At 41.9% G+C, this 3,723-nt stretch carries 3 protein-coding genes and 1 pseudogene; all 4 read right to left on the reverse strand.

What is annotated here, in order from left to right; genetic code table 11:
* Positions 1 to 155: 155 nt before the first annotated feature.
* On the reverse strand, positions 156 to 1,211 hold the full coding sequence (locus DDR33_RS24855; RefSeq protein ID WP_109418485.1) for a nucleoid-associated protein: 1,056 nt from the start codon (positions 1,209 to 1,211) through the stop codon (positions 156 to 158).
* Positions 1,212 to 1,443: 232 nt separating this feature from the next.
* Positions 1,444 to 1,791: an HNH endonuclease signature motif containing protein gene (locus DDR33_RS24860; RefSeq protein WP_202913846.1), complete on the reverse strand. Its 348-nt coding sequence runs from the start codon at positions 1,789 to 1,791 to the stop codon at positions 1,444 to 1,446.
* Positions 1,792 to 1,806: 15 nt separating this feature from the next.
* Positions 1,807 to 2,895 (reverse strand): type I restriction endonuclease, encoded by a 1,089-nt coding sequence (locus DDR33_RS24865; protein ID WP_109418487.1) that lies wholly within the window; start codon positions 2,893 to 2,895, stop codon positions 1,807 to 1,809.
* A gap of 303 nt (positions 2,896 to 3,198) precedes the next feature.
* Positions 3,199 to 3,723 (reverse strand): annotated as a pseudogene (locus DDR33_RS25650) (Rpn family recombination-promoting nuclease/putative transposase); the annotation flags it as partial.

A 3,723-nucleotide genomic window follows, 5' to 3' on the forward strand; every position in this document is an offset into this window, starting at 1 on the left:
AAAGAGCAGCAAAAGAGCAACAAGGACAATGCCGCAAGAAATGCCCTATGATTGAAGAGCTTTTCCAATGCGCTCAATCTGCTCTCTTTTGGCTGACTTTATGGACGGACACTAATTAGCTCTTCAATAAGAGATAACTCCAAGCGATTCATGATTTACTTGTCTAACACCTCTAACTTACTGGTGCGAATGAGTATATGGTATAAATTGTCATTCTCATCCTTTTTATGTGGTATCGTAATTAGACTGTCTTCTGGCTTTCCTTCCCATTCGATTCTTACTCCTTCCGCGGTTTGTCTGATATTTTTTCGGGCCTTTCCATTAAGACTGTTAGGGTTAGGTTTAAATGATTGCCCGGAAATTCCTTTGTCATCACAGAATTGTTTAAGCGATTCAGCAAGCCTTTCCATTCTAACCTCATCCATATCAGTTACGACTGCATTTATAAAATCTTCAGTTCTAAACATCGGTGTAGATGAAAGGTAAACTATTGCACGATTCTTATAACTTGAAACATCTTGTGTAGGATCTAATTCTTCTTTGTTTGCAATGGCCCATTGTCTGACTGTACTTACGGCCCTTTCAGTCAACCTGGATGGAGTGTCCTTAGCAACCACGTCTAAAAACCTGGCGAAATAATCTCTGATTCCACCTTGTGGTCCTGGAGTCCTTTCTTTTGCCAATACATCCCAGCTATAATAGTCCGTGATATCAATTAAAGCTGACTTTTGAATTGCTTTTTTATCCTCAATAAAAGTGTCTTTAACTTCTTCAAGGGCGGCTTTGCTCCTCTTAATCTTATATTGATACACCTTACGATTATCTAACTTTAATAGAAATATTAAATGACGACTATTTTCAACTTTTACTAAAGCAGTAATAAATACGCCGTCGGCGGTGTTTTTTTGGTGCTCCTTCTTAAATACCGCTGAAAGTACTCTTGAGATACGTATAAATTGTTTTTCGGGATCATTAATTAATTCTTTACAATATTTTAAAAATTGCGACTCTTCTCTTTCCTTGAAGATATATTGAACTCCTTCTGAGATTTCGATGAAACGATCCTTAAAAAACTTAATTTGGTCATTGTCTAATTCTACCTCGTCCAAGTAAAGAGGTGCTGGGTCTGCTTGAATTATGATATGAAAAATAAAACGCTCAATCTCAAACGATTCTTTTTCAATTGTCGAGAGTACACTTTCTTTGGGCATAATAGTAAGGCTTTCGCTAATATATAAATTGTGTTTCTTTTTACGTTAAGTGGTCCTAAAATATTTTGAAGAAGGAGTCATCACTTTTAACTTGAATAGTTTCCTAATGATTTGCCTTTATGTTTTCATGGAGAGCTACAGTTTGTGAACTATTAGGATTCCAAGGTCCTACCAAAGGAACTCTTTAAACGGTCACGTTTTCGTGAAAGTTCTACTAGCTAGAAATCCAGCATCACCCTCCTGCTATACTACCACTATAACTAAATCTTACTTTTGTAACGCAATAGTTGCTCGCAGGAAACTTGTCTCCTTTGGCTCTATTATTCTGCCATTGTAATGGTTGGAGATTGGATATGAGGTCGTCTCCTCCTTTTGCCACTGGCATGATGTGATCTATCTCCCATCCTAATCCCTCATCCATGGTTTCTCCATGCTTATCAAATTGAATCCATGCGCCACAAGTGTCTTTCCTTATTTTATTTGGATCGTAGTCACTCACAATAGTTGCTTTTTTCCATACAATTGCAATGATCTCTGGAGAGAAGTTTCTTCCTGTTTGGTCAGTATTTGGTTTTCTCATAATTAAGTTTTTGTGTTATTCTTCTAATGCTGATTTAATGAAAGTGTAACCCTCCACCACCTCCATCAACTTATCCCCCAACCCGAAAATATCATCCAGCACCTGTATCTCATTCCTCACGAACTTCTTGTTCTCATCCGGGATATCCACAAACTTCTTCTTCCCGTTAAAATAGAGCCTGCAAATCGGCTTCCGGTTGTTATCGTCAAACAGGATGGCGCAATACGACTGGGCATCTCTTAAATGGATCCGCTGAGGGTCGGTCTTCTGTCGGAGGATCGACTTGATGATGAGGTATGCTTCGATTTCTTCCTGGGTGGTTTCGATTCCGTTATCGGGCTTTGTCTCCTGCTCGTCCTGCTGCTCGCCGGTAAGGGGCTCGGACTTGGCGGTCTCTGTCTTCAGGGCCGACTTGAGGCGGTCGTTAATGAGGTCGCTCACGATCAGGTTGAAGGCCTTCTTGGTAATGGTGGTGAACTGCTCGAGCACCTTCTGGGTTACCGAAGAGGGATATGCTTTTTTGGCAAAATAACGCACGAATTCTTCCGAGGGGTTAGAGAGCTCGTTCGAGAGCAGCGCCCGCACCTCATTGAGGAATTTCAGCTCGCTGGCGGCATTGGAAATGTTCTCGATATCGAAATAACTCTTATGGAACTTCTTGAGCTCGGCGATCTCGTTATCCCTGATCTCCCCGATGTTGAACTCGAAGAAGGGTTTGTCGTCCATCTTATTGGGTGTCACCAGGTCGGTATAAAACCGAAAGGTGATGCCGTTGGTGAGGAGCCCGAACTTGGCCTCGGTGGTATGGAAGTAGCGGAACAGCTGCGAGTTGTGCGGATCGAGGTTCTCGGTGTAATGCTTGCACTCAATCAGTACGATGGGCTTGCCTTCGCGCATCAGGGCATAATCTACCTTCTCCCCTTTCTTGATGCCAAGGTCGGCCACGAACTCGGGGTTCACCTCGAAGGGGTTAAACACATCGTAGCCCAGCAGCTGTATAAAGGGCATAATAAGCGCATTCTTGGTGGCTTCTTCGGTTTGTATCTGAGGGCACAGCTTTTCGACCCTCCCTGCAAATTGCAGTATCGAATCTTTGAAATCCATATCGGATTGGTTTTTTGGATTGGTTGAGCGTTTATTGTTAGTTTTCTTTCTGCGTTATGCAATAAAGTTTCAGGAAAGTTACATTGTGGTATTTTGATAAAAAATGACCGCGATCATTTTCGTTTATTTTTTTGTGTGCCATGGGGTTATTGCTTTGATTATGTCTCAAAGCTAGACAGCGGTTTGAGGATTTTTTTACGGGAAACCGGAATGAGAGGGAGAACAAGAATGCCATCTGTTTTTCTACCATCGAAAAAAAAGCCACGCAATGGTGGCTATCATATTAAGAAAGGGAAGTTATGGCTACAACCCTTCTATTTCATCGGAAGTTAGACCAGTGAACTTACTGATTTTTGCTATTGGTAATCCGTCGGCTTTCATTGCCCTGGCAATGGCGCATTTCTCTTCACGCATTTTTGCTTCGGCTTTGATGTGCTCTTCGCGCATCTTAGCTTCAGCTTTGATACGCTCTTCACGTATTTTAGCTTCCGCTATCACCCGCTCTTTCTCTGCTCCTCTTTGGAAAAGAAAATCCTTTTCTTCCCGGAAAAATTGACTTACTGCTTGCATAACCTTCTCAAATTGTGGTTGTATACTGCTTCGTAACTGTACAAAGATACGTAATTGTTTGAAATATCTGCTTTGGGCCAGATCGCCTTTTGTGTGTTCCCGGATCTCCTCTACTACCTCTTTTACAATCGAATAGCTGTCTGTGTTTGCAAAGTCGGCCAGTATGGCCAGCATCTTCACTTCGGGGTTCTCCGAGTTGAGAAATAAACGGTAGTTCATCTCTGAGATCAGCAGAAGCGGATAGCTGAACTTTAGGTG

Origin of the sequence: Pararcticibacter amylolyticus (assembly GCF_003130405.1) — a bacterium.
Taxonomy (GTDB): domain Bacteria; phylum Bacteroidota; class Bacteroidia; order Sphingobacteriales; family Sphingobacteriaceae; genus Arcticibacter; species Arcticibacter amylolyticus.

What these genes read in the sequence shown, in the direction of transcription:
- DDR33_RS24855 (WP_109418485.1), bottom strand. Translation starts at nt 1,211, where the DNA reads ATGCCCAAAGAAAGTGTACTCTCGACAATTGAAAAAGAATCGTTTGAG.
- DDR33_RS24860 (WP_202913846.1), bottom strand. Translation starts at nt 1,791, where the DNA reads ATGAGAAAACCAAATACTGACCAAACAGGAAGAAACTTCTCTCCAGAG.
- DDR33_RS24865 (WP_109418487.1), bottom strand. Translation starts at nt 2,895, where the DNA reads ATGGATTTCAAAGATTCGATACTGCAATTTGCAGGGAGGGTCGAAAAG.